Below are 6,000 nucleotides of genomic sequence, written 5' to 3'. Positions count from 1 at the left end.
TTTGGCAAAAGGCTTTTCCTATACAAACTGAGCGAGAACGTGGGACGTCAAGTTTTTTGATCACACTAATCATATCAAGTTACTTTTGTCAAGTTTTTTGTAAAGAAATATGTTTATAAAGCATAGCTTAAAAAAGGGGGGAGCCATACTCGCTCGTCCCCCTTTTTTAAGGGGGACCAACGGGGGATCTCCGAGGCAAGAAAACACGCCCTAGGCATTCTACCGTAAAACTGCCAATAATTATAACATTTTACTGGTTTAACCATGTGAGGGGTTGTACCCCACATTTATTTTGCTATACTGAGATCAAGTAGATACACCCTGATGATCAAGAGAGTCACAAGCACGGCTCTCTATTTTTTTTTGAGAGGGCTTAACAGTTCTAATGGTGCTTGAAGTCAGCGGTTTGAAGGGAACTGGTGGTTGCTGCATGAGTTGGTAAGCTTGATCGGAATCATTAAGCCGATGCACACTATTAAGTTTTGTAACATTTTGCTTGCTTAGAGGGATGAGGGGTTGCACCCCACATTTATCTTGCTATACTTAGATCAGTAGATGCACCCTGATGATCGAGAGAGTCACACGAACGGCTCTCTTATTTTTTTTGAGATGTCTTAAGAGTTCTTTACATATTTGAAGTGATAGGTTTGAAGCGGTGCTTAACCTTCATCCCAATCATTAAGCCGATGCACACTATTAAGTTTTGTAACATTTTGCTTGCTTAGAAGGGTGAGGGGTTGCACCCCACATTTATCTTGCTATACTTAGATTAGTAGATGCACCCTGATGATCGAGAGAGTCACACCAACGGCTCTCTTATTTTTTTTGAGATGCCTTAAGAGTTATTTACTTATTTGAATAGGTTTGAAGCGGCGCGAACGCTTGATCCCAATCATTAAGCCGATGCACACTATTAAGTTTTGTAACATTTTGCTGGCTTAGAGGGGTGATGGGTTGCACCCCACATTTATCTTGCTATACTTAGATCAGTAGATGCACCCTGATGATCGAGAGAGTCACACCAACGGCTCTCTATTTTTTTTTGAGATTGCTGAAAAATTCTAATGGTGTTTGAAGTGAGGGGTTTCAAGTCAACTGGTGGTTGCTTTGGGAGTGCGTACGCTTGATCAGAATCATTAAGCCGATGCGCACTATTAAGTTTTGTAACATTTTACTGGTTGAAAGGGGTGATGGGTTGCACCCCACATTTATCTTGCTATACTTAGATTAGTAGATGCACCCTGATGATCGAGAGAGTCACACCAACGGCTCTCTTATTTTTTTTGAGATGTCTTAAGAGTTCTTTACATATTTGAAGTGATAGGTTTGAAGCGTTGCGTACCCTTCATCCCAATCATTAAGCCGATGCACACTATTAAGTTTTGTAACATTTTGCTGGCTTAGAGGGATGAGGGGTTGCACCCCACATTTATCTTGCTATACTTAGATCAGTAGATGCACCCTGATGATCAAGAGAGTCACACGAACGGCTCTCTATTTTTTTTGGCTATACTGTATTTGCTACCGTGCTTAGTGCTGGGTTCAAGTCGAGGAGTAGAACCACAGACCAATTACTTAACACAACTTGTCATGGAAGATCAGCAAATCTATCAGTCTGTTGTTAATTCTCTTAGGTCTGCTATCGGTCTGCTTGATTTGGAGCAAGACTCACCCTTGCGAAAGGATGTGATTGCCCTGTGCGACCATTTAGAAAATCCCACATTTAGGATTGCTGTCTTTGGTCCGTTTAATTATGGCAAATCCACCTTGCTCAATGCTTTGCTAGGAAAGCGCACTCTGCCCATTGGTCTAATTCCCACTACAGGGGCTGCAATTCATATCCGATATGGAGAACAATTGCATACTCGAATTACCCTGACTGATGGCACAGAAATTAGTGAAAATAGCACAGAGGTCTTGAAGCGCTATGCTATCTTAGATGAGCAACGGTGTATGCGCTCTGATGTCGCTTCGGTAGACGTTTACTGTCCCCATCCCTTCCTAAAAACTGGTGTAGAATTTCTGGATTTACCAGGAACAAATGACCGGGAAGCTCAGGATAAATTAGTGCGCGACCAACTGCTAACGGCAGATTTAGTAGTTCAAGTACTGGATGGTCGCCAGCTGATGACTTTGGGTGAGCGGGAAAACCTGAGAGATTGGTTAATAGATAGAGGAATCAAGACTGTTGTTTTTGTAGTCAATTTCCTGAATTTATTGGAACCTAATCAGCAAAAAGAAGTCCAGACTAGGCTACGGTTTGTAGCTGAAAGTTTTCGCTCGGAATTACCGAATACCCTTAGTAACTTGTATCGAGTTGATGCCCTACCTGCTTTGAGAGCTAGACTAAAAGGATTATCTGATCAAGCACATACGACGGGATTGGCGATGTTTGAATCAGCACTGCAAAGCATGGTAGCTGCTCAACGGGAAAAGACAACGGTTCGGCTGGATCGTGTGGATGCGATCGCAACTCAAGTTAAAGCAGCACTACAGTCTAAAATCCAAGTCATCAACTCAGAATTAGAAACTGCCAAAGAGAAGCATCAGGCTAAACTTGAGCTACAACAAAAAGCTCAGAAATTGATTAAACAAGGATTCCAAGCCACTGTTTCTGATTTCGAGAGTTGGCTCTATTTGCCCAAACTGTTAGAACGCTATCAATCGAAACTTCTGACAGCACTTCAGCAAGGGGAATTTAACCCTTGGCAAGCACAATTCCAACAAGACATGGATGGATATCAACAAGCAATCCAGGAATGGGTTGATAAAGCTTGTGAGTTTTTTGAGCATCAGTATCCTGGTAAGCTAATCATTTCTGTTCCCGATACTCCCCAAGTTATTATACCTGAGCCTGCCGACTCTTCCGAGGAGTTAAAGAAAGTTATCCCAATTGCTCTTGCTACTGGAATCCGTTTGGCTTTAAAAGGTAAAGTGGGTGCAGCCATGGCTGGAGGGGCTAGCTATATCCTCAGTAAAGGGGCAAAGAAAGATAAATCAAATTCATCTGCTGACTCTTATGACCATCAAGTAGCCCAAGCCTTAAGTGATGCAGCTAAGGATTATCTGACTTGTTTCAGTAAAGAAGCTTTCTCGATGGTGCGTCAGTATCAAGCCAAGGCAGAGAAAGTGATCAGTTTACAAAAAAATCAAGAACCACAGGATGTCAGCAGCCAGGTTTATCAGCTGCAGTTATTAAATAGTGTTTTGGAAAGATTGAATTAAGAATGGTGAATTAAGAATTTAGAATTCTGTCAGCCTTTGGCTGATCGCTGAATGCTGAATGCTGAATGCTGATAGCTAATATCTTAATGCTTTTGATCACAAGAAGAATACTCAAGGGGCACAAAGGCTAAACCAGACTCCTGGTTGGGACAAGGCACCACATGGACTAAGATTTGTGAGGGATTCTTACGATTACCGTTAGACGGTTCAAACTCAATTTTTCCGGTTACCCCCTCGGCAATAAAATCAGGACTTCTTAAGGTTTTCTGCATACCAATGCGTGTCGGATTGTTCTGTTTTTCGATAGCCGTAATCAACCCACGAGTTGCATCATAGGCTAAAGCAGACCAGGCAGTTAAGGAATTAAAAGATTTTCCCCATAAGGTTTGAGCATCTTGATTAACTTGTGGGTTAGCACTGTTTAGGTGATGCCAGGAAACAGACACCACAAGGTTCTCGAATAGATCGGGCTGTTTAAGTGCTAGTGTTTTTGACCTGGCGATTCCCGAGGAACCCACCATCACATTACGACCATTGTTTTCCTTGATCATATCGATAGCATTAGTGACAGCATTGGTGACTTGACCATCAGGATTTAAAACAATAGCTGTGTCCTGGGTTTTCCCAATTTCCTCTATTGCTTGCTTAGGGTTAAAGTTGGGCTTAGATATATCATAGTGTTCGATATCGACAAGTTCTCCTCCTTGGTTAGTAAACTGCTGTTTAAATTCTTGCCAGAACGAGTGAGTGAATGGACTGCGAGGATTATAAAAAACTGCCGCTTTTTGGTAACCAATGTCAACCAAATAATCAACCAAATATTGGGCTGAAATTTTAGCGGTAGGTACCGTCCGAAAGAAAAATTTTCTAGGGTGCTCTGTTAATTCTTCCGTTGTGGATCCAGAGGAGATTAACACTAGCTTATTACTATTATAAATATCCACCGTTTCCATAGTCATATCACTAGCATAGTGACCAACTACCCCTAGGATATCCCGTTCCTTGACTATTGCTTTTGCCCTTTGGATCGCTTCTGAGGGGATATTGGCATCATCAGCAATAATAACTTTGAGACCCTTACCCTTGATTGATTTACCGTTTAAAACATCCTTTCCTGGTAACTTTTCAATAAAGTTGTTAGGGAGTTTGTCATTATCCTGAAAAAGGTCTAAGTTAACTTCTGTTTGAGCGTGAGCGATTCCTCGAAGAATTTTTTGAGCTAGCTCCGGATTCTTGACAGAGCCATCCTTGTTCCTAACGATGGGCACCGCCACCGCAATGGTATAGTAATCGGATTTAGTAGCCTCTAAGAGGGCATTATTCAGATAAATTAACGTTTCTGGGTTTTTGTCTTCCTCTTGCCAGGATTTTAAGAATAAATCACCAGCTTTTTTATAGTTAGATTTTGTCCACCAACACCTCTGCAATCGTTGCCAAGTTTTTTGACTAAAAATAGATAAATTATCTCTCAATGGAGTCTGACATTCTGCCACAAATTTAACACCCCGTTGCTTGAAACGTCGAGCAGAGGTTGTATCCAGTATCTCTTCCCCAGAACTAATCTGATCTCCTAGCTTGTTAGGTTCTGTGCCAAGTTTATAAATTCCGTAAATGCTAACGATCGCAACAGTCCCTAACGCTAATTTAATCAAAAGTTTAACTAATGATCCTGACACTGGCCAACGCCAAGGTTGTGCTTTAGGATGCTGATAAATCACTGGTAACCAAGTAGCGTAGGGTAATTTTATATCTAATCGATTCTCTAGATAATGCAGTCTTTTTTGTGCTACTTTAACTGCCTTCTGGAGAGACTTTCCTTGAGAAAATTCTTCCAGAAAAAACCTGAGGAAAGTCTGGGCAACTTCATCGGGCACTGGCTCTTTCATAATAATCGCTTGTGGCATTTGTAATTTAGCTAGAGCATTGGCTAAACCTAAACCATCACAGCTATTAAATATAGCTAGCTTCAAGCCGTTTTTAATGGCTTGCTTGAGAGCTGGGATTAACTCATTAATGAGAATACTGTCTTCCTGATTTATATAAATTCGACCGGTTTCATCATTACATTCGCTAGAACTATGACCAGCAAAAAACAGAATATCCCAACCATCGTTTTCCCAAAGTTTTTGGTCTAACTCCTCTCGTGTCGGTTCTACTAGAAAGCAAGAGGATGAGTCTAAGCTAGAGACTTGCTGCCAATAGTTGCGGTCGGTTTCGATATCAATTCCCTCACTGTTACCAAGAATAGCTAATAGTCTGACCCGATTTCTCAGTTTAGTTTCTGGATGTGGCTGGTATTCCAAGGGAATTAAACTAAATTCAACGGAGTCATGATTATTTTCCCATACATCCCAGAGGTGCCATGGTAATCGTTGAAGCTGAGGATTATCGGTCTGAATCAATACCCGAGTATCACGATGACGGCTTAACTCAGTTGTTAATTGATCTCTGACCTGGTCAAAGCCATCGGATCTAGAATTCAGCCATTGGTTAATATTGTTCCTTAACTCGTCAACCAATTGCTCACAGGATTTAACCGAAGAGATGTACAGTCCTTTGGGAGTTAAGCGGGGGTTTCGGTAAAAATACTCTAAATTACGATATCCTTGCTGCCAATCGGTGTATAGTTGATAAATTTCGGGGTTTGGGGCCAACCGACTCATAATTTTTCCTTCAGCTGACTTGTCTGTTGTTCCCCATGTCAAAGTGACTCGAATTCCACTATCTAGGTCACCATCTAGTGTTAAAGTAACTACTCTATTCATTTCTATTGAT

Annotated in this window: 2 protein-coding genes; one reads left to right on the top strand and one right to left on the bottom strand. The window is 41.4% G+C overall.

Translation table 11 applies throughout. The features are described from left to right. The first annotated feature begins 1,590 nt into the window (after window positions 1-1,590). Window positions 1,591-3,225, top strand: a complete 1,635-nt coding sequence (locus tag F6K49_RS21680; protein ID WP_293099965.1) for a dynamin family protein — start codon at window positions 1,591-1,593, stop codon at window positions 3,223-3,225. An 83-nt stretch (window positions 3,226-3,308) separates the two neighbouring features. Here F6K49_RS21680 and F6K49_RS21675 read toward each other — a convergent pair whose 3' ends face one another. Further along, a complete protein-coding gene (locus tag F6K49_RS21675; RefSeq protein ID WP_293099963.1) occupies window positions 3,309-5,990 on the bottom strand; it encodes an ABC transporter substrate-binding protein in 2,682 nt (893 codons plus the stop codon). Between the last annotated feature and the right edge of the window lie 10 nt (window positions 5,991-6,000).

The organism is Moorena sp. SIO3I6 (genome assembly GCF_010672095.1).
The sequence above is the reverse complement of the archived record's forward strand: the minus strand, read 5'-3'. Positions and strand labels throughout refer to the sequence as shown.